18 protein-coding genes and 2 pseudogenes are annotated in these 19,099 nt (G+C 51.7%); 9 read left to right on the forward strand and 11 right to left on the reverse strand.

What is annotated here, in order from left to right; genetic code table 11:
* Positions 1 to 82: 82 nt before the first annotated feature.
* The 7 genes and pseudogenes from pstC (at position 83) to HVZ52_RS22845 (ending at position 6,973) form a co-directional block, all read left to right on the forward strand.
* Positions 83 to 1,042 (forward strand): phosphate ABC transporter permease PstC, encoded by a 960-nt coding sequence (pstC, locus tag HVZ52_RS22820; RefSeq protein ID WP_016155078.1) that lies wholly within the window; start codon positions 83 to 85, stop codon positions 1,040 to 1,042.
* Positions 1,042 to 1,932 (forward strand): phosphate ABC transporter permease PstA, encoded by an 891-nt coding sequence (gene pstA / locus HVZ52_RS22825; protein WP_016155077.1) that lies wholly within the window; start codon positions 1,042 to 1,044, stop codon positions 1,930 to 1,932. The genes pstC and pstA overlap by 1 nt, the downstream gene beginning before the upstream one ends.
* 106 nt (positions 1,933 to 2,038) lie before the next feature.
* Complete coding sequence (pstB, locus tag HVZ52_RS22830) at positions 2,039 to 2,812, forward strand: phosphate ABC transporter ATP-binding protein PstB (protein WP_003023821.1); 774 nt, start codon at positions 2,039 to 2,041, stop codon at positions 2,810 to 2,812.
* 14 nt (positions 2,813 to 2,826) lie between these two features.
* A complete protein-coding gene (phoU, locus tag HVZ52_RS22835) occupies positions 2,827 to 3,552 on the forward strand; it encodes a phosphate signaling complex protein PhoU (RefSeq protein ID WP_003023824.1) in 726 nt (241 codons plus the stop codon).
* Between the two features lie 240 nt (positions 3,553 to 3,792).
* A pseudogene (locus tag HVZ52_RS23115) lies at positions 3,793 to 4,015 on the forward strand (AraC family transcriptional regulator); the annotation flags it as partial.
* Between the two features lie 143 nt (positions 4,016 to 4,158).
* Positions 4,159 to 4,776, forward strand: coding sequence for an oligogalacturonate-specific porin KdgM family protein (locus HVZ52_RS23120; protein WP_249417947.1), 618 nt, complete (start codon positions 4,159 to 4,161; stop codon positions 4,774 to 4,776).
* 112 nt (positions 4,777 to 4,888) lie between these two features.
* Positions 4,889 to 6,973, forward strand: a complete 2,085-nt coding sequence (locus HVZ52_RS22845; protein ID WP_181598720.1) for a metallophosphoesterase — start codon at positions 4,889 to 4,891, stop codon at positions 6,971 to 6,973.
* A gap of 114 nt (positions 6,974 to 7,087) precedes the next feature.
* Here the strand turns inward: HVZ52_RS22845 and HVZ52_RS23125 are convergent.
* Positions 7,088 to 7,301: pseudogene (locus HVZ52_RS23125) on the reverse strand (diaminopimelate epimerase); the annotation flags it as partial.
* A gap of 221 nt (positions 7,302 to 7,522) precedes the next feature.
* Here HVZ52_RS23125 and HVZ52_RS22855 point away from each other — a divergent pair.
* On the forward strand, positions 7,523 to 8,431 hold the full coding sequence (locus HVZ52_RS22855) for a chitinase (protein ID WP_181598722.1): 909 nt from the start codon (positions 7,523 to 7,525) through the stop codon (positions 8,429 to 8,431).
* Between the two features lie 87 nt (positions 8,432 to 8,518).
* On the opposite strand, the gene yieH is transcribed toward HVZ52_RS22855, so the two are convergent.
* On the reverse strand, positions 8,519 to 9,184 hold the full coding sequence (gene yieH, locus HVZ52_RS22860; RefSeq protein ID WP_104651921.1) for a 6-phosphogluconate phosphatase: 666 nt from the start codon (positions 9,182 to 9,184) through the stop codon (positions 8,519 to 8,521).
* Positions 9,185 to 9,351: 167 nt separating this feature from the next.
* On the opposite strand from yieH, the gene adeP reads away from it, so the two are divergent.
* Complete coding sequence (gene adeP, locus HVZ52_RS22865; RefSeq protein ID WP_016155075.1) at positions 9,352 to 10,689, forward strand: adenine permease AdeP; 1,338 nt, start codon at positions 9,352 to 9,354, stop codon at positions 10,687 to 10,689.
* Positions 10,690 to 10,804: 115 nt separating this feature from the next.
* Here adeP and HVZ52_RS22870 read toward each other — a convergent pair whose 3' ends face one another.
* The 9 genes from HVZ52_RS22870 to rpmH all read right to left on the reverse strand — a co-directional run bounded on the left by HVZ52_RS22870 (position 10,805) and on the right by rpmH (position 18,493).
* Complete coding sequence (locus HVZ52_RS22870; protein ID WP_003827046.1) at positions 10,805 to 11,371, reverse strand: NADPH-dependent FMN reductase; 567 nt, start codon at positions 11,369 to 11,371, stop codon at positions 10,805 to 10,807.
* Positions 11,372 to 11,401: 30 nt separating this feature from the next.
* Entirely contained in the window at positions 11,402 to 12,148 is a 747-nt protein-coding gene (locus HVZ52_RS22875) for a 4'-phosphopantetheinyl transferase superfamily protein (RefSeq protein WP_016155074.1), read from the reverse strand.
* Between the two features lie 166 nt (positions 12,149 to 12,314).
* Positions 12,315 to 13,274 carry an HTH-type transcriptional regulator YidZ gene (yidZ, locus tag HVZ52_RS22880; RefSeq protein WP_016155073.1) on the reverse strand — a complete coding sequence of 320 codons (960 nt, stop codon included), beginning with the start codon at positions 13,272 to 13,274 and terminating at the stop codon, positions 12,315 to 12,317.
* A complete protein-coding gene (locus HVZ52_RS22885) occupies positions 13,243 to 14,424 on the reverse strand; it encodes an MFS transporter (RefSeq protein WP_046276205.1) in 1,182 nt (393 codons plus the stop codon). The genes yidZ and HVZ52_RS22885 overlap by 32 nt, the downstream gene beginning before the upstream one ends.
* Positions 14,425 to 14,604: 180 nt before the next feature.
* Complete coding sequence (gene mnmE / locus HVZ52_RS22890; protein ID WP_016155071.1) at positions 14,605 to 15,969, reverse strand: tRNA uridine-5-carboxymethylaminomethyl(34) synthesis GTPase MnmE; 1,365 nt, start codon at positions 15,967 to 15,969, stop codon at positions 14,605 to 14,607.
* A 136-nt stretch (positions 15,970 to 16,105) separates the two neighbouring features.
* Positions 16,106 to 17,752, reverse strand: coding sequence for a membrane protein insertase YidC (gene yidC, locus HVZ52_RS22895; protein WP_181598723.1), 1,647 nt, complete (start codon positions 17,750 to 17,752; stop codon positions 16,106 to 16,108).
* A 2-nt stretch (positions 17,753 to 17,754) separates the two neighbouring features.
* Positions 17,755 to 18,012, reverse strand: a complete 258-nt coding sequence (yidD, locus tag HVZ52_RS22900) for a membrane protein insertion efficiency factor YidD (RefSeq protein WP_003023846.1) — start codon at positions 18,010 to 18,012, stop codon at positions 17,755 to 17,757.
* Positions 17,976 to 18,335, reverse strand: a complete 360-nt coding sequence (gene rnpA / locus HVZ52_RS22905) for a ribonuclease P protein component (RefSeq protein ID WP_003844432.1) — start codon at positions 18,333 to 18,335, stop codon at positions 17,976 to 17,978. Before rnpA ends, yidD begins: the two co-directional genes overlap by 37 nt.
* A 17-nt stretch (positions 18,336 to 18,352) precedes the next feature.
* Positions 18,353 to 18,493 carry a 50S ribosomal protein L34 gene (rpmH, locus tag HVZ52_RS22910; RefSeq protein ID WP_003023858.1) on the reverse strand — a complete coding sequence of 47 codons (141 nt, stop codon included), beginning with the start codon at positions 18,491 to 18,493 and terminating at the stop codon, positions 18,353 to 18,355.
* Between the last annotated feature and the right edge of the window lie 606 nt (positions 18,494 to 19,099).

The following is a 19,099-nucleotide window of genomic DNA, read 5'->3' on the forward strand; positions in this document are numbered from 1 at the left end:
GAATTATTTAGGGTATGGCATTACGTTAGCCAGGAAGCACGATAAAATGCGTGCTTCCTGGCCCAAACTTAAAGAGTGATTTATGGCTGCAACCAAGCCTGCTTTGAACCCACCGGGTAAAAAAGGTGACATGATATTCAGCGCGCTGGTAAAACTGGCTGCGCTGATTGTGCTATTGATGTTGGGTGGCATTATTGTCTCTCTGGTTATCTCCTCCTGGCCAAGCATTCAGAAATTTGGCTTCTCCTTTCTGTGGACTAAAGAATGGGATGCGCCAAACGATATCTACGGTGCATTAGTACCGATTTACGGTACGCTGGTCACCTCGCTTATCGCACTGCTGATCGCCGTTCCGGTGAGTTTTGGCATTGCCTTATTCCTGACTGAACTTGCTCCTGGTTGGCTGCGTCGCCCGCTGGGTATCGCTATTGAATTGCTGGCGGCAATTCCGAGTATCGTGTACGGCATGTGGGGCCTGTTTATCTTTGCCCCGCTGTTTGCGACTTACTTCCAGGAGCCGGTCGGGAACATCCTTTCCAACATTCCGTTTGTTGGCGCGCTGTTTGCGGGTCCGGCGTTTGGTATCGGTATTCTGGCCGCTGGCGTGATCCTCGCCATCATGATCATCCCGTACATTGCGGCGGTTATGCGCGATGTGTTCGAACAAACGCCGGTGCTGATGAAAGAGTCAGCCTACGGCATCGGTTGTACTACCTGGGAAGTTATCTGGCGTATCGTCCTGCCGTTCACCAAAAACGGCGTGATCGGCGGCGTGATGCTCGGTCTGGGCCGCGCGCTGGGTGAAACCATGGCGGTGACGTTCATCATCGGTAACACCTACCAGCTCGATAGTGCCTCGCTGTACATGCCGGGCAACAGTATTACTTCTGCGCTGGCGAATGAATTCGCCGAAGCGGAATCAGGACTGCACGTTGCCGCGTTGATGGAACTGGGCCTGATTCTGTTTGTGATTACCTTCATCGTGCTGGCGGCGTCTAAGTTCATGATCATGCGCCTTGCGAAGAACGAGGGGGCACGCTAATGGCTACGCTTGAAATGCAAAACACCGCTGCGCTTGCGGAATCCCGCCGTAAAATGCAGGCGCGTCGTCGTCTGAAGAACCGCATCGCGCTGACGCTCTCTATGGCGACCATGGCATTTGGTCTGTTCTGGCTTATCTGGATCCTGATGTCCACGATCACCCGCGGTATTGACGGTATGTCACTGGCGCTGTTCACCGAAATGACACCTCCGCCGAATACGGCTGGTGGTGGTCTGGCGAATGCCCTGGCCGGTAGCGGACTGTTAATTCTGTGGGCGACCGTGTTTGGTACACCGCTTGGTATTATGGCGGGTATCTACCTGGCAGAGTACGGACGTAAGTCCTGGCTGGCTGAGGTGATCCGCTTTATCAACGACATCCTGCTTTCTGCGCCATCAATCGTGGTCGGTCTGTTCGTTTACACCATCGTGGTAGCAAAAATGGAGCACTTCTCCGGCTGGGCGGGCGTTATCGCGCTGGCGCTGCTGCAGGTGCCCATTGTTATTCGTACCACGGAGAACATGCTCAAGCTGGTACCGGATAGCCTGCGTGAAGCCGCCTATGCGCTGGGTACGCCGAAATGGAAGATGATTTCTGCAATCACCCTGAAGGCGTCTGTCTCAGGCATCATTACAGGCGTTTTACTGGCTATTGCACGTATCGCAGGTGAAACGGCTCCGCTGCTGTTTACGTCGCTCTCCAATCAGTTCTGGAGCACCGACATGATGCAGCCTATCGCCAACCTGCCGGTCACTATCTTTAAGTTTGCAATGAGCCCGTTTGCTGAGTGGCAGCAACTGGCCTGGGCCGGGGTACTGATTATTACCCTGTGCGTACTGCTGCTGAACATTCTGGCGCGCGTCATTTTCGCGAAGAAGAAACACGGTTAAGACGAAGTGCCGGATGGCGGCGTAAACGCCTTATCCGGCCTACGATTGAAGACATTTGTAGGCCTGAAAGCTGCGCGCCATCAGGCATGATGAGGAAAAGATTGAAATGAGTATGGTTGATACTGCCCCGGGTAAGATTCAGGTTCGTGATTTGAACTTCTACTATGGCAAGTTCCATGCCCTGAAGAACATCAACCTGGATATTGCCAAAAACCAGGTAACGGCGTTTATCGGGCCGTCAGGCTGTGGTAAATCGACGTTGCTGCGTACGTTCAATAAAATGTTTGAACTGTACCCGGAACAGCGTGCGGAAGGCGAAATCCTGCTTGATGGCGACAATATTCTCACCAACACTCAGGATATCGCTCTGCTGCGTGCCAAAGTGGGCATGGTATTCCAGAAGCCGACGCCGTTCCCGATGTCCATCTACGACAACATCGCTTTTGGCGTGCGTCTGTTTGAGAAACTCTCTCGTGCGGATATGGACGAGCGTGTGCAGTGGGCATTGACCAAGGCCGCGCTGTGGAACGAAACCAAAGATAAATTACACCAGAGCGGGTACTCTCTCTCCGGTGGTCAGCAGCAGCGTCTGTGTATTGCGCGTGGGATCGCCATTCGCCCGGAAGTGCTTCTGCTTGATGAGCCGTGTTCAGCGCTCGACCCTATTTCTACCGGGCGTATCGAAGAGCTGATCACTGAGCTGAAAGAGGATTACACCGTCGTTATCGTTACCCACAATATGCAGCAGGCTGCGCGTTGTTCCGATCACACGGCATTTATGTACCTGGGCGAGTTGATTGAGTTCAGTAACACGGACGATCTGTTCACCAAGCCCGCGAAGAAACAAACTGAAGACTACATCACCGGTCGTTACGGCTGATTCAGGAGCTTGTTGTGGATAATCTTAACCTTAATAAACATATTTCCGGCCAGTTCAATGCAGAGCTGGAAAGCATCCGTACCCAGGTGATGACCATGGGTGGCATGGTCGAGCAGCAGCTTTCTGATGCGATTACCGCCATGCACAATCAGGACAGTGAGCTGGCGAAGCGCGTCATTGAGGGCGATAAGAACGTCAATATGATGGAAGTGGCGATCGACGAGGCCTGCGTGCGTATCATTGCCAAGCGTCAGCCGACCGCCAGTGACTTGCGTCTGGTGATGGCGATTATCAAAACGATCGCTGAGCTGGAACGTATTGGCGACGTTGCGGATAAAATTTGCCGCACCGCGCTGGAGAAATTTTCTCAACAGCATCAGCCGCTGCTGGTAAGCCTGGAATCACTGGGTCGCCACACCGTACAAATGCTGCATGACGTGCTGGATGCGTTTGCGCGAATGGATCTTGACGAAGCGGTACGTATTTATCGCGAAGATAAGAAAGTCGACCAGGAGTATGAAGGTATCGTGCGTCAGCTGATGACCTACATGATGGAAGATCCGCGTACCATTCCAAGCGTGCTGACCGCTCTGTTCTGCGCGCGCTCCATCGAGCGTATCGGTGATCGTTGCCAGAATATCTGCGAATACATCTTCTACTTCGTGAAGGGACAAGACTTCCGTCACGTGGGCGGTGATGAGCTGGATAAGCTGCTGGCGGGCAAAGATCCGAAAGAGTGATAAAGATACTCGTCATCCGTCACGTTGCGGGTGTGTTCCTTTGTTACCCGGCGCACCCCGCCCTCAGTGAGGTCGGGGTGCGTAGCGTAGCCGAAGGCTAGAACGCACTGTCAAAAGAGACGCAACAGATCCTGAACTCAGCCGCTGGCTTAACGACGAAGAGGAATGGGTTTACCTGCAGGGAAACGAGGTCTGGGGTCGGTTCAGTCGTAATCGTCCCTTTTTTCTGGCTCGGTTTAGCGAGCGCTACGCAAGCAGTTTCATCAGCATATAGATATGACCATCAACAATTAACTGTGACAGCTGTACATCTGCCACGCACAATACTTGCAGCATACCGAACGGCTGATTGGCGATGCAGTATGGATTTGAAGGCAGTTACGGCTTTTCGTTGATGTCTAACCGTGAGATTGGCATGACGCCGGAACAGCGACAGTCGCGCGGTCATATAGCAGTAGAATAGATTATATTTTCTTATTTAATATCTGAATTTTTTGTTCTGATTTTTGATGAAAAATAAAATAAACATTTAATGCTCTGTGCAATAAGTCACAGTTATTGCCATTTTTTTTGCGCTACACTCGCTTTATTATTTCGTGGGGGCTTATGTTAATGTCATTCATATTGCGATTATTAAAAAGCATGACTTTAATTTTGCTCTCCATCGACAGCAAAATTAAAGTCATGCTTGCTGATTCATGCTGGTTTAATTCCGTCAACGATTTGGTTGAAATTGATATTACTCCTACCTCTTGTGCCGAAAACCTGATAACCCAGAAATGGTCCTTGCTTTGGGATTGTGCAGGTCAGGCTCTCTGTTCTGGTTTTAGACAGTCGTGCGAAATGAACAGATATGCTCATCGTCAGTTTCCGCAGGTGTTGCTGTGCTCGCGTAAGCGCGATGAGCTAACTTTCAGCTTCCGTATTTCCAGCCTGCATCAGCTCGTGGTTTGTCGCCACGCCAGTGGTGCCGATAGCGACCGCGTAGTGAATAACCAAATCTGCCTTTCTCAAAGCACAATGCGCGCTCTCGCTATTGTGCTTTTTTTATTGCCTGAATCGACCAGAAGGATGCGCTATGTACATTGTTTGTGTTGCTGCTTGCCCAACGGTCGTAGCCCTGACTACCCGGCATTGCGCGGTAAAGAAAAAGATTGTGTGCATAATATGACGGTGGCCTGGAGAGGAAATAAAACCTGGGTGCCTTACGTCGAATTGGGATGATGGTTCATATGTGAAAGATGGCAAAACTTATCGTGATGTCTGGGAGATGCGTTAGCGCGTAGGTATTACCTACAAACTCTAATTATTTTTTTGATAAAAATAAGGATATTCAATGAGAGTAATTTCCATAGCCGGAATAACGGCGTATTTACTCTGTAGCCATGCTGGTGCTACTGAAAATTATCAATATCGCGTCGCATTTATGCCGGATATCCATTTTCATGATGTGTACGGCGAATTTCAGGATGGCGCATTTAGCGGGCTAAAGAATCGCAAAAGTGGGCAGCGTGCGATGATTCGCACCATGTATGCTCAGCTCACGTCAACGCGATTATTTAATGAAAACTACTTTGCCCTGCGTGCAGCACTGGATGACGCCGGGAAAAAGGGGATCAAACTGATCGCGCTTCCCGGTGATTTTAGCGATGACGGGCAGTCTATGCATATTCGCGGGTTAGTAACCCTGCTGAAGGAGTATGAGCAAAAGTATGCAATGCGATTCTTTGCAACGCCGGGTAATCATGACCCAAACCGACCCTTTGATTTACCCGATGGGGAAGAGGATTTCTTAGGTCAGGGAGGGAAAACTCAACGTATTTTTAGTTTTGGCGCCAAAGAGTGTACGGGTTATCAGGGCAAAACTGCGCTTATCTCAACAGGTGCGGAACTGCCGACCATCTGTAGCGAAGAGATGGTAAGCCGTGGTTATGAGTACATCATGAAAATGATGTCCCCATTCGGTATCGATCCGCAGCCTGAAGATATTTACTGGGAAACGCCTTATTCATCCTATGGGCAGCAGGATTATACGTTTGCCAAAGCAAAGCAAGCCAGCGACTTCCGCCAGCGGCAGTATGAAATCTGTGCTCAGGGAACAGGCGGTTCATATCGACAACCAGATTATGGCCCCTGTTTTACCGTCGCTGACAGCAGCTATCTCGTTGAGCCGATACCAGGCCTATGGCTGCTGGCCGTTGATGCGAATGTTTACGTGCCGCGCGAGGATGCGGACCTGACGAATCCGCAGTCTGCTAAAAACTTCGCGGGTTCAGGTGACGCAGGCTACAACAAAATGCTCACTCACAAGCAGCAGGTCGTGGCGTGGATGACGTCCATTGCCATGCGAGCAAAAGAGCAGAAAAAGACGCTGATTACCTTTAGCCATTTCCCTATGGTGGAGTTTGATAACGGCGCTGCCAGCGATCTGGAATCCATCTTTGGCAAAGGTAAATTTCAGTTGAAGCGGGCTCCGAAGGAGGATACCAGCCATGCGTTAGCGAAAACAGGTATTGGCGTACACGTTGGCGGACATATGCACTTTAACGATACCGGCGTGCGTAAATATCCTGACGGCAGCCTGCTATTTAATATTCAGGCACCTTCCATGGCGGCCTACGTCCCAGCGTATAAAATCCTCAATTTCGCTAACCGTAGCGAAATCGATGTTCAGACCGTTACCCTGGACAGCGTCCCGCGCTTTAATGAGCTTTTTGAACATTATCAGCAAGAGTGGGAGCATCTGAAAGCGACGGGCTCTGCGCATTTATGGAACAAGGCGGTGCTGAGTGCGAAGGATTATTATGACTTTACTAACTGGCATATTACCGAGCTCACCCGGCTGCGCTTTATTCCCGAAGAGTGGCCGTGTGAAATTCGGCAGATGCTTTTTAGCCTGAATGGTGCGGAAATGCTGACGCTGAGTCAGTTGAGCAGTCATAACTCCTGGCAAGATGTTCTGACTGTACCTATGAGCAGCGATCGTGCCGTGTGCGCTAAAGGAGACGTGCCTCCTGTCAGGTCTATCGGGCAAATTTACCTGCAAAAAAATGCTGGAGCATGGCAGTTGGCGCAGCAAAAAGCGCTAACTTTAGCTCGGGATGCCGGAATGACGCTGGAGCAGTTTGCATCCTGGAACGGCTTTGATTTGGCGGTGGATTTTTATCGTCTGCGCAATGCCGATGAGCTGGCGCTGCGCGATATTTCCGCGCAACGCTTACGCGAATATCATTTGCTAACCCGCACGTTGGCGCATTCCTTACCAGATGAGGCTTCTGCTGTGATGGCGGATAGCGATTTCGAGACTATTTTCCGCCTGCGTTTTGGCAGTATTTTTAGCGTTATCGATAAATACCTGCGGGGCGGCCCTTCACGAAATTTCCACCTGAATAGCGAAACGGAGGAAATCTCCGCGCGTTAAAACCTCGCCCCTGCCACATTGGCAGGGGCGAGAATTAGCACGCCATTCCCAGACCGACGATATGGGCACGGCGATAAGCACCACACAACCGAGGCTCAGTAGGCCAACCTGGCGAAGGCTGGCGATTTTATGTACCGGGCCACGCATACAGACTTGAAAATCTAACCTGAAGGTAATCTGTAACTGCTCACCAGGCATATTGATGTCAACCCGATCACCAACCCGACCTAAACGGCGCATTGCGCTGGCAGCCGCGCAACTGCTGCTCCCGGATGCCAATCCTCAGCGTATGGAGATCGACAACTTCCACGAATTGCCCATTGACCCTCAAACCCCTTATACGGCATCTGCTTCTGACAAGATTTATCAGATAATCATCATTGCTATGATAATATCTATCATTAAATATTTGTTTTTATCATGAACCATTTGGGTGTGACCATCGTCATAAATTATCCGCTTCTGAAAATATAGCATCACCTCAGCCAGAGACCAGATAAATAGTTTTCTGGCATTATTGATTAATATGAAAAAATAATGAGGTGAAATATGAAGGCGCTTTATACCCCGTTTATAGATGTCACCGTAAATGCAGAATGGTCTGACTGGCAAGATTATCCCAATGGCCGTCCAAATCCGCTTTATTCTCAGGAAGCTAAAGCGTGGGAGGTAGACGGTCTGGTATTTGGTTTTATTACTTTATCAGCGAACAAAAAAGCCTGCTGGGCTGCCCAGGACACCATGCCGATGGACTGGGCATTGCCGTTAGCAAACGATCTCAATGCGGCCGGTAAAAAGGTTATTATTTCTTTTGGCGGCGCGGTGAATAGCGATATATCAACCTATTTTAGCACTTCCGAATTGGTTGAAATTTACCAGTCTTTTATTGATGATTATTCTGCATATGGCCTGGATTTTGATCTGGAAAATGGTCAGTATAATATCAGCAATATTTGTGAAGCGCTGAAAGTGGTAACTAAAAATAATCCAGAAGTCGCTATTTCCTTTACTTTGCCCACCATGCCAACCGGTTTAACTAGTACTGGGGTGAATATTGTAAAACAAGCGCATAATACCGGATTAACGTTTGTGGTAAACGGTATGGCAATGGATTATTACAGCGCGCAGTATCGTGCTGATATGGGTAAATCTGCGGTTGACGCAGCCCGCAGCATCGCCAGTCAGTTAGCCTCTCTGTCAGTGAGCGGCGGCTACTCGGCGGTGGCGGTTACACCGATGATAGGTATGAATGACGATGGTAGCATGTTTAAACTTCATGATGCCGATACGCTGGCCACCTTTGCCAAACAGAATGGCATGAATTTTATCGGTATCTGGGATTTTAACCGCGACAATCCTTCGTCTTACACCTATGTTGACCTGACAACCAGCAGCAACCCGGAACAGCGTGTGGCCGGGGAATATTGCAGCCATTTTGTTAATGGCCTCACCAAATAAGCGCTGACTTGAAAAAGAACGATAACCCCGCTGTTTTCGGTGGGGTTATCTTTTTCCGCGAACGCAGATTGTGTAATGGTTGCTTATTTATCGCGTAATATTCCAACCCCGCGCCTTCCACAACGCTGGCAACTGCGCCAGATCGGTAAACGTCGTCACTTTTGGATGATCGATTGGTTTGTTATGCGGATCGGCGCAGAAGTAAAACACTTCCATCCCTGCAGCAATCCCCGCCTGGGCACCTGCGCTGGAGTCATCAACCAGAATGCAGTTATCAACGTTAACGTCCATCGCTTTCGCCGCATGGAACATCAGGGCCGGATCGGGTTTCCAGCGTTGAATATCGTAGCCGCTGAACAGTAAATCAGGGAAATGGTGCAACATACCCAGCTTACCCAGCGAGTGCTGCATTTTGCTGACCGGACCGTTAGATACCACGCACATAGGGACGGTCATGCTGTCCAGCAGCGCATTGGCACCGGCAATCACCTCCAGTTCCGTATCGAACAGACGTGCGACCTCTGCGCGGTAAACCGGTTCTAATTCGGCTTTTGCCAGTTCGACACCGTGCTCTTCGTTGATAATGTCGATGATCTCGTACAGCTTTACCCCCTTGAAGCGTTTAAAAGTTTCTTCAAGATCGAGCGTAATGCCGAACGCCTGGAACATGCTGACATACGCGCGAGAACAAATCACTTCACTGTCGACAAGGGTACCGTCACAGTCAAAAAATACGGCTTCTATCTGGGACATGTCATTTCCGTTTTAACAAGTTTAACGTTTTCGTAATGCATTATTGGGCGACGCAATCGTTGCCGTATAAGCAAAATCAATGAAAAAAGTTGCTCATAACCCAACCCTATTGTCGCATTTTGGTATAGGATAGCGACGAATTTTCCCTCCTTGTTCGGAAATTGATAATGAGTCAACAACACACAACCCAGGCTTCTGGCCAGGGGATGCTGGAACGCGTGTTCAAACTGCGCGAACATGGCACGACGGCACGGACCGAAGTGATCGCCGGTTTAACCACCTTCCTGACGATGGTGTATATCGTTTTTGTTAACCCGCAAATTCTTGGCGTGGCTGGCATGGATACCAGCGCCGTCTTTGTGACCACCTGCCTGATTGCTGCATTTGGTAGCATCCTGATGGGCCTGTTTGCCAACCTGCCGGTCGCACTTGCGCCTGCTATGGGTCTGAATGCGTTTTTCGCCTTCGTGGTCGTTGGCGCGATGGGCCTGTCATGGCAGATCGGTATGGGCGCAATCTTCTGGGGCGCGGTAGGTCTGCTGCTACTGACGATTTTCCGCGTACGTTACTGGATGATTGCCAACATCCCGGTTAGTTTGCGCGTGGGGATCACCAGCGGTATTGGTCTGTTCATCGGCATGATGGGGCTGAAAAACGCTGGTGTTATCGTCGCCAACCAAGACACCCTGGTGTCTATTGGCAACCTGACGTCCCACAGCGTACTGCTCGGTATTCTGGGCTTCTTTATCATCGCGATTCTGGCTTCACGTAACATCCATGCGGCGGTACTGATCTCTATCATTGTGACCACGCTGCTGGGTTGGATGCTGGGCGATGTCCATTACAACGGGATCGTCTCCGCGCCGCCGAGCGTAATGTCCGTTATCGGGCATGTTGATCTGGCTGGTTCGTTTAACATTGGTCTTGCGGGCGTAATTTTCTCGTTCATGCTGGTCAACCTGTTCGACTCCTCCGGTACGCTAATTGGCGTCACGGATAAAGCCGGTCTGGCGGATGCGAAGGGTAAGTTTCCGCGTATGAAGCAGGCGCTGTATGTGGATAGCGTGTCATCGGTTGCTGGTGCGTTTATCGGTACTTCTTCCGTTACCGCGTATATCGAGTCTTCTTCCGGAGTTTCTGTCGGTGGACGTACTGGCCTGACCGCGGTAGTTGTCGGCCTGCTGTTCCTGTTGGTTATCTTCCTGTCGCCGCTGGCGGGAATGGTACCGGGATATGCGGCCGCTGGTGCGCTGATTTACGTTGGCGTCCTGATGACATCAAGCCTGTCACGCGTGAAGTGGGATGACCTGACTGAAGCCGTTCCGGCGTTTATTACCGCCGTGATGATGCCGTTTAGCTTCTCGATTACCGAAGGTATCGCGCTGGGCTTTATTTCCTACTGTGTGATGAAAATCGGTACCGGACGTTTCCGCGATCTCAGCCCATGCGTCATCGTTGTCGCACTGCTGTTTGTGTTGAAGATTGTGTTTATCGACGCGCATTAATTGCAGCTGAGACGGTGCTGCGCGAGGCGTGTAGACCTGATAAGCGCAGCGCCATCAGGCAAATTTGATAACCGGATACGGCCCGCCAGGCATTGCAGCCAGCGGGCTTTTTCTTTTAGGCTTTCACACGCTGGATGTAGTCGCCAAATGCGGTCAGTTGGCCGGTTAGATGGTCCAGCGTACTTTGGTCGATCACTTCACCTGTCTGCGGGTCCACTTTGTTCTGAATCACGCCGCCCATAAATTCCGGTTTATTCATTACCATGGCGTCGAGGAACACCAGGATCTGACGCAGATGGTACTGGCAGCGCGCGCCGCCAATGGCGCCCATGGAGCTGGTCTGGATCAGCACCGGCTTACCCGATAATGGCTGATCCGGCAGGCGGGACAGCCAGTCGATGGCGTTCTTCAGTCCGCCAGGCACGGAATAGTTATATTCCGGTGTCACGATGACGACACCGTCAGCCTTCCTGATTTGCTCTGCCAGCGCTTCTACGCTTGCCGGAAAACCTTCTTCCTGCTGGAGGTCGGCATCGTACAGTGGGATATCACCAATTGATGGCAACGCGTTGACTTCCATTCCTGCTGGAGCAATCTTGGGCAGCGTACGGGCAACCATTCCATTAAACGAACCTTTGCGCAGACTTCCCAGTAACGTAACAACATTCAATGTTTCTGACATGGTGACTCCTGTTTCATCATAAAGGTTAAATCAAAGCGTATGGCTCTTCGCTGCGCATAATTGAGAGAACCGGATCAGACGACCCGTAGGCTCATTGGCGCGGGTCTGGATATCAGGCAAACTTTTCCAGTCCTGTTTACCATCAAACTCCCAAACCTTGAGTTTTTCAATGGTTGGCGTAACCGCAACCGACCACACCAGAACATCTTCCGCATCGCAAATGGCTTCAACCTGCGCAACATGGGCACATTTCAGACGTCCTGCGCCGGGTAAAAGCTGGAGTTCGTGCGGATCATCATTGCTTACATCGCCGGTGAGTTTGAGTACGCTCTGGCGCAACGTAATGAGCTGCGCGCGTGCTTCGTTGGGGTCGTTTTGGTTATTGATCCACAGATTTTCGTTGCTGGAGAAGCGCCATGTTTCCGTTGAATGCGGATGGTGAAAGCTGCGGGTAGCTCGCTGCAGTTCCATATCCAGCCCGCACGTTCCTTCAGTTGTTAGCGCAACGCCAACGATATTCCCGGCATAAGAAATCGAAAATCCCGGCAGGTTCTTATCGCGAAAAATGGGCTTACCTTTGGCCTGAGTAACAATCTCGGGCAGCGTACTGGTGCCGTAAAGCATAAACATCAGTTCAGCGAGTAAACTTCGGGAAGCCAGGAAACGTGTTCGGCGATGAGCGGGGAGATCTCTTGCTTCGATATGACATGGAGAAGGGAGGCGAGCTGAAACCAGGTGTCCCTCCGTAAGAATCCCTCTGGCAAAATGTGTCGCCATTTTTCGCTCCGTGATTAATGGTCCGTGATAATTACCAGAGTAACATTTACGCGGCATCCAGGCAGGCTTTGCTGCCCAAAAAGTAAGCTGAAATAGAATACATTACGCGATATTTACATTTCTGTTGCCAGAATAGTCGATTTAGCAACAAAGTGGCGGTGCAACGTCAGGACATATCGCGATAAAGCGCCTTGATGGTGTCTTTCAACCAGACGATCTTAGGATTATGACTGTTACGTTTGTGCCAAAGAAGGGTGAACGGTACGCGCATTTTTTCCAGCTGCGCGGCATCAAAAGGCATAGGACGCGCCACGAGCGGAAGCTGGTGGAGTTGGTTATAACGCTGGCAATAAACCGGAGCTGTGGCTATCAGCGCGTGATCCGGCTGGGCGGCCATAAACAGCGACTGCTCAAAACCGGGCAGACATAACGCAATATTGCGCGCGCGCCCCATCTCTTGCAGGACTTCATCCAGCGCCCAGGTATCGCTTTGCTCCCAGCTAATGCTGATGTGCGGATAGCGCAGAAATGTGTCCAGATTCCACTCTTCCTGCAATGCCGGATGATCTTCACGTAGCCAGACGCAGGGGAGATCGGAAAACAGCACTTCATGGTCGATCGACAACGGCAGCAAACTCAACAGTTCACGCGAACGCGGATGGCTTTCCCGGCCAGTAAAGCCGATATCCACCTCGCCGCGAATAATTGCATCCAGCGAATCATAGTCCCAGTTGCGTATTTTGATCGTCGCCTGGGGATAACGCTGATAGATCTGTCGGGAGAGCGCGTTAAACATGATCATCACCAGCGGCGTTTCGGCCACCAGATCAAACTTCAGCCCGCGCGGCGCTTCATGGTGTGGCTTATCCAGCAACTGGTTGCTCATCTGCATCCACTCTGCCAGATTCTGTTCCATGCTGACCATCAGCGGTGTGGGCGTTAGCCCCAGCGGGGTGTTTACAAACAGTGGATCGTCAAACCAGGCCCGCAGTTTAGACAGCGACTTGCTGACTGCCGACGGCGTGACGTTCATCCGTTTGGCTGTTTTGGTAACACTGCGTTCCTGCATCAACAGCTGCAGGCAGAGCAATAAATTAAGATCGAGACTGCTGAGGGATTTCTTCATGAGTTGGCGTGGACCGGTTAGGTGCAACTGTGATAATCAGCATGATACTCACTATGCTACAGCCAATCAGAATCCCGATCAGCATATTCAGCGCATCAAGACCGAGCACCGCCGCCAGCCATATCCACAGCGAGGAACCGCAAACCTGCGCAATACCTAACGCCGAGCTGGCAACGCCCGCACGCAGCGAGAAAGGTCCCAGCGCCTGGCTCATCGCGACACCGAAGCCGACCGAGAACCCGGCACAGATTAAGGTCAGCCCAAACAGCGTCATCATGTGCGTACTGGCAAGGGTTAACACCACGCCGGCAGACAGAAATAGCACTTGTGAGGTCAGCATCAGAACGCGAGGTTTAAACACGCTCAGGGCGAATGGCGTAGAGAACGAGACCGCCATACTGATGCCTGCGGTCATGGCCATCGTGGTGGCGTACTCACCACGGTCAAAGCCCATCACTTCCATCAACAGCACCGGCGAAGTATTCACGAAGGTCAGGATCACCGACACGCTGAGAGTGGTGATGGCCAGGCGGCTTAAGAAAAAACGGTTCACCAGCGATTCAGATAGGTGGTTCTTCTCTGCAGATGCCGGGAGCGTCGCTGGGCGCGATTCTCGCAGGATAAACACTGACAGCAAGCAAACGGCCACCCCCATACCGATCATCGTGTAGAACAGGCTCTGCCACGGGTATTTGAGCATAATCAGATGCCCCATCACCGGTGCCAGTACCGGCACGATACAGGTGATACCGTTCAACAGCGACAGTACCTTCGCCCGGCGGCGATCGTCGAGCGTATCGCGCAGGATGGCGAAAGCCACCACATAGCAGCAGCCTGCGCCTACGCCCTGAATAAAGCGGCCTGTGAGAAACGGCGTACCGCTTTCGGCGAATGAACACAGCGCAGAGGCGAAAATAAAGATGAGGGCGCCGACAATAGCGACGGGTTTGCGTCCTGACTGGTCGGCAATTTTCCCGGCAAACAGCATCGCCGTCGCCATTCCCGCCAGATAAACCGAAAACGCGATATGCAGTTGCGCCTCGCTGGCCTGTAAATCGGCAGCAATACGGGGCAGCCCCACCAGATACATATCAATACCCGCGGGATAGAGTAACACCAGGGCGAAACTGCAGATTAGAAAGCGTGTCATAGCGACCTCATGAGGAATGTGGCGCTAAGCATACGGGCAGAGAGTCAACTGCACGAGTTGCCATTTGGACAACAGTGATTTCCATATAGGAAATTACTTGTAGCCGGATAACCGCTTTGCTTTATCCGAGTTACGGGTACTGTAGGCCCGGTAGGCATCGCACCACCGGGCAACAGAACGTTATTTGCCAATACAGAAGCTGGAGAAAATCCTTCCCAGCAGATCGTCGGAGGTAAATTCCCCGGTGATCTCACTGAGGTTCTGCTGCGCCAGACGTAGTTCCTCTGCCAGCAATTCTCCGGCCCATGCTCCGAGCAGTTGGGCTTTACCCTGCTCGAGATGCTCCGCCGCTTCTGCCAGCGCCTGCAGGTGACGACGGCGCGCCAGGAAGCCGCCTTCCATATTGGTTTCAAAGCCCATGCTCTGTTTGAGATGGTTACGCAGCACGTCAACGCCTTCACCGGTACGTGCGGATAGGCGAACCAGTGAGTGGCCATTTACTTCGCTAAGGCCCAGCGTCTCACCGGTAATATCCGCTTTGTTACGCACCACGGTAATCGGCAGTTTGGCTGGCAGACGGGCAATAAAGTCTGGCCAGATGTCAGCCGGGTCCACGGCGTCGGTGGTGGTGCCATCAACCATAAACAGAACGCGGTCGGCCTGTTCAATTTCCTGCCACGCGCGTTCGATACCAATGCGTTCAACTTCATCGCTGGCATCGCGCAGGCCGGCAGTGTCGATGATGTGCAGCGGCATACCGTCGATATGAATATGCTCACGCAGTACGTCGCGAGTCGTACCCGCAATGTCGGTCACAATGGCCGCCTCACGACCTGCCAGCGCGTTCAGTAGGCTTGATTTCCCGGCATTTGGGCGACCGGCAATGACCACCTTCATCCCTTCGCGCAGCAGGCTGCCCTGACGCGCTTCGGCACGAACAGCATCGAGATCGCTGATAACGTTGTTGAGCTGCGCTTCAATCTTGCCATCAGACAGGAAGTCGATTTCTTCATCCGGAAAGTCGATCGCCGCTTCCACGTAGATGCGCAGGTGAGTGAGCGCTTCCACAAGATGATTTACCCGTGCAGAAAATGCGCCCTGCAACGAGTTCAGCGCCGAGCGAGCGGCTTGCTCTGAGCTGGCATCGATCAGGTCGGCAATTGCCTCTGCCTGGGCCAGATCAAGCTTATCATTGAGAAACGCACGCTCGGAGAATTCACCCGGTCTGGCAATGCGCAGCCCGGGAATGGTCAGAATACGTTTGAGCAGCAGATCGAGAATCACCGGACCGCCGTGGCCCTGAAGCTCTAAAACATCTTCACCGGTAAAGGAGTTCGGACCGGGGAACCACAGGGCAATTCCCTGATCCAGCGTGCTGCCATCCGCGTCTTTAAACGGAAGATAGTCGGCATAGCGCGGTTTTGGTAGTTTCCCCAGTACGGTTTCTGCAACCTCGCGCGCCTTCAGGCCGGAGATGCGCAGGATACCCACGCCACCACGTCCCGGTGGGGTGGCCTGAGCGACGATGGTGTCGTTATGGTTCATGATAGCTCTCTTGTAAATGTAAAAAAGGCGGTCTAATGACCGCCTTCTCTGGCATTAACTTTACCGTGAATACTCGAAATAATTCAAGTTGCAGGAAGGCGGCAAGCAAATTCAGCCAACGCCCCTGCGACTAGTATCAGGAGTTTTTCTTCTCGCGGCTATGCAGGCCACGTTTCTCCAGACCACGGTAAATCAGCTGCTGCTGAATAATGGTTACCAGGTTGCTGACGATATAGTACAGCACCAGACCTGACGGGAACCACAGGAAGAACACGGTGAAGATGACCGGCATAAAGGTCATGATCTTCTGCTGCATCGGGTCGGTCACGGTGGTCGGAGACATCTTCTGAATGAAGAACATCGTTACGCCCATCAGGATCGGCAGGATGTAGTACGGGTCCTGTGCAGACAGGTCATGGATCCACAGAGCGAACGGCGCATGACGCAGTTCAATGGAGCCCATCAGCATGTAGTACAACGCCAGGAAGATTGGCATCTGGATGATCAGCGGGAAGCAGCCGCCCAGCGGGTTAACCTTCTCAGCTTTGTACAGGGCCATCATTTCCTGGCTCTGACGCTGTTTGTCATCGCCCAGACGCTCACGCATAGCCTGAATCTTCGGCTGCAGCATACGCATCTTCGCCATGGAGGTGTACTGCGCTTTAGTCAGCGGGTACATGATGCCACGAACGATAAAGGTGATAACGATGATGGAGAAGCCCCAGTTACCCAGGAAGCTATGGATCCACTTCAGCAGTTTGAACAGCGGCTGAGATATGAACCACAACCAGCCGTAATCCACGGTCAGATCCAGGTGCGGTGCAACTGCCGCCATTTTATCCTGAATTTCCGGGCCGACCCACAGGGTGCTGGTCATCGCGCCAGTCTGGCCAGGCTGAACCAGTACCGGCTGTGATTTATAGCCGATAGCGGCAATGCCGTTACCCAGGTTAGCGGTATAGAAGTTGTTGGTGCCGTCGTTACGCGGAACCCATGCCGTTGCGAAATACTGTTGCAGCATTGCGACCCAGCCGTCTTTAGCATTGACGTTCAGGTTTTCGTTTTCAGCAATGGTGTCGAATTTGTATTTCTCATACTTCTCATCCGGCGTGGAGTACGCCGCGCCACGGAAGGTGTGCAGCGCAAAGTTGCTGCTACCAGTGTCGCGATGAGATGGCAGATTGATGGATTGCTTCAGCTGACCAAAGGTGGAGACTTCCAGCGGTTTTTCGCCGGTGTTCTGCACGCTGTAGTTAACGTTGACAGCATATTCACCGCGCTTGAGTACAAACGTTTTAGTGAATGTGTTACCCGCTGCGTCAGTATAGGTCATCGGGATCTGCAGTTCGTTCTGACCGTCAGCCAGTACAAACGCGTCTTTTTCGACGTTGTACAGCGGACGCGGGCCGTTAGCCGGGTTATCCGGGCCGTCACGACCTGTCAGGCCACTCTGTGCCTGGTAGATGAACTGTGGCGTGGTTTCCAGTAACTGGAACGGTTCGGGAGAACCGAGTTCTTTCGGGTAAGCTGGCAGTGAAGCCTGTTCCACATCACCACCACGGGTGTTGATGGTCAGATCAAGCACGTCAGTTTTAACCGTAATCAGTTTCCCCTGGCCACTGGCCGGTACGCCCTGGTCTGCGGCGCTACCCGCTGCGGTGGTCGTTGTCTGCGTGGTCTGTTGGGCCTGAGGTTGCGGGTTTTTATCCTGCTCCCAGGCTTGCCAGATCATGAAAGACACGAACAGCAAAGCGATGACTAAAAGATTGCGTTGCGAATCCATCGTTAGTGTTCTCTGGTATCAAATGGTCCGGGCGGGACGGGATCGTCACCACCAGGGTGTAAAGGGTGGCATTTTAATACGCGTTTCACCGTCAACCAACTGCCTTTTATCACTCCAAACCTGCGCAATGCCTCAATTCCGTAGCTCGAGCAGGTTGGAGTGAAACGGCAATGCGGCCCAAGCAGCGGACTGATCAGGCGTTGATAGACCCGAATAAGGGCTATCAGGACCCGCGAGCCAGGCGACAATGGCGACGCCATAATTTTTCCAACGCTTCCGAGAGAGCACGGTTATCGAGGTCAGCAACCCCTTTTTTCGCCACCACCACGAAATCCATTGCTGGAAGTTCGTGCTGACGTAAACGAAAGCTTTCACGTGTCAGACGTTTAATCCGATTGCGTTCATGCGCGCGTTTAACGTTTTTCTTGGCGACGGTAAGACCGATACGGGGATGCCCCAGCGAATTCAGGCGGCCGAGGATGGTGATTTGCGGCGTGCCAGCCCGTTGTGGCTGCTGGAAGACGAATGTGAAATGAGTGGGAGTTAACAAACGTAACTCCCTGGGAAATGCGAGCTTAACCACTCAGGGGCTAGCTTTTATTACTTAGAAACGGTCAGACGAGAACGGCCTTTAGCACGACGACGTGCCAGAACCTGACGACCATTTTTATTAGCCATACGAGCACGGAAGCCGTGAGAACGGTTGCGCTTCAGTACAGACGGTTGAAAAGTGCGTTTCATGGCGATTTCTACCTAAACTTGAATAAATTCACTGACTTTTGCGTATACCCGAACGAATTTCGAACGACTTACGCCACAGTGTGGGTGATTAAAGAGGCCGGATTGTAATAATTGTACACTCCGGAGTCAATTCTCTTTCCTTATTTCCCGCTTTTTTCCGCATGGTTTCGCGTATAAAACAGGCAGCGTTGACGCCGTAAGGCGACCGTTACTCGCTGGGGGTAAGAATTATACGGGCTGGCGGATAAAGCGCAAGGATCGCTCGGGATCTTTATTAGATCGTTTAAGCAGTAAAGCATCTTTACTCATTAATTTTTTCAATATGCGCGCTAAAACCTGCAGCACTTCTCCAGGATCGTTTACACTTAGCCGATTCTGGATCATCCTGTGGATAAATCGGGAAGAATCTGTGAGAAACAGAAGATCTCTTTCTCAGTTTACGCTATGATCCGCGGTCCTGATCGTTTCAATGGATCCTGATCGGGTAAAAATTGCAGATAGCAATTCGCACGTCACCCTTTGCATAGGGTCTTGTCGATGTGCGTCAACAATCATGAATGTTTCAGCCTTTGTCATTTATCGACTTTTGTTCGAGTGGAGTCCGCC

Origin of the sequence: Citrobacter sp. RHB36-C18 (assembly GCF_013814485.1) — a bacterium.
In the GTDB taxonomy this organism is placed as follows: Bacteria; Pseudomonadota; Gammaproteobacteria; order Enterobacterales; family Enterobacteriaceae; genus Citrobacter; species Citrobacter braakii.

What these genes read in the sequence shown, in the direction of transcription:
- yidC (WP_181598723.1), bottom strand. Translation starts at nt 17,752, where the DNA reads ATGGATTCGCAACGCAATCTTTTAGTCATCGCTTTGCTGTTCGTGTCT.
- pstB (WP_003023821.1), top strand. Translation starts at nt 2,039, where the DNA reads ATGAGTATGGTTGATACTGCCCCGGGTAAGATTCAGGTTCGTGATTTG.
- adeP (WP_016155075.1), top strand. Translation starts at nt 9,352, where the DNA reads ATGAGTCAACAACACACAACCCAGGCTTCTGGCCAGGGGATGCTGGAA.
- yieH (WP_104651921.1), bottom strand. Translation starts at nt 9,184, where the DNA reads ATGTCCCAGATAGAAGCCGTATTTTTTGACTGTGACGGTACCCTTGTC.
- pstC (WP_016155078.1), top strand. Translation starts at nt 83, where the DNA reads ATGGCTGCAACCAAGCCTGCTTTGAACCCACCGGGTAAAAAAGGTGAC.
- HVZ52_RS22855 (WP_181598722.1), top strand. Translation starts at nt 7,523, where the DNA reads ATGAAGGCGCTTTATACCCCGTTTATAGATGTCACCGTAAATGCAGAA.
- HVZ52_RS22870 (WP_003827046.1), bottom strand. Translation starts at nt 11,371, where the DNA reads ATGTCAGAAACATTGAATGTTGTTACGTTACTGGGAAGTCTGCGCAAA.
- yidZ (WP_016155073.1), bottom strand. Translation starts at nt 13,274, where the DNA reads ATGAAGAAATCCCTCAGCAGTCTCGATCTTAATTTATTGCTCTGCCTG.
- HVZ52_RS22885 (WP_046276205.1), bottom strand. Translation starts at nt 14,424, where the DNA reads ATGACACGCTTTCTAATCTGCAGTTTCGCCCTGGTGTTACTCTATCCC.
- HVZ52_RS22845 (WP_181598720.1), top strand. Translation starts at nt 4,889, where the DNA reads ATGAGAGTAATTTCCATAGCCGGAATAACGGCGTATTTACTCTGTAGC.
- pstA (WP_016155077.1), top strand. Translation starts at nt 1,042, where the DNA reads ATGGCTACGCTTGAAATGCAAAACACCGCTGCGCTTGCGGAATCCCGC.
- yidD (WP_003023846.1), bottom strand. Translation starts at nt 18,012, where the DNA reads ATGGCGTCGCCATTGTCGCCTGGCTCGCGGGTCCTGATAGCCCTTATT.
- HVZ52_RS22875 (WP_016155074.1), bottom strand. Translation starts at nt 12,148, where the DNA reads ATGGCGACACATTTTGCCAGAGGGATTCTTACGGAGGGACACCTGGTT.
- HVZ52_RS23120 (WP_249417947.1), top strand. Translation starts at nt 4,159, where the DNA reads ATGTTAATGTCATTCATATTGCGATTATTAAAAAGCATGACTTTAATT.
- rpmH (WP_003023858.1), bottom strand. Translation starts at nt 18,493, where the DNA reads ATGAAACGCACTTTTCAACCGTCTGTACTGAAGCGCAACCGTTCTCAC.
- mnmE (WP_016155071.1), bottom strand. Translation starts at nt 15,969, where the DNA reads ATGAACCATAACGACACCATCGTCGCTCAGGCCACCCCACCGGGACGT.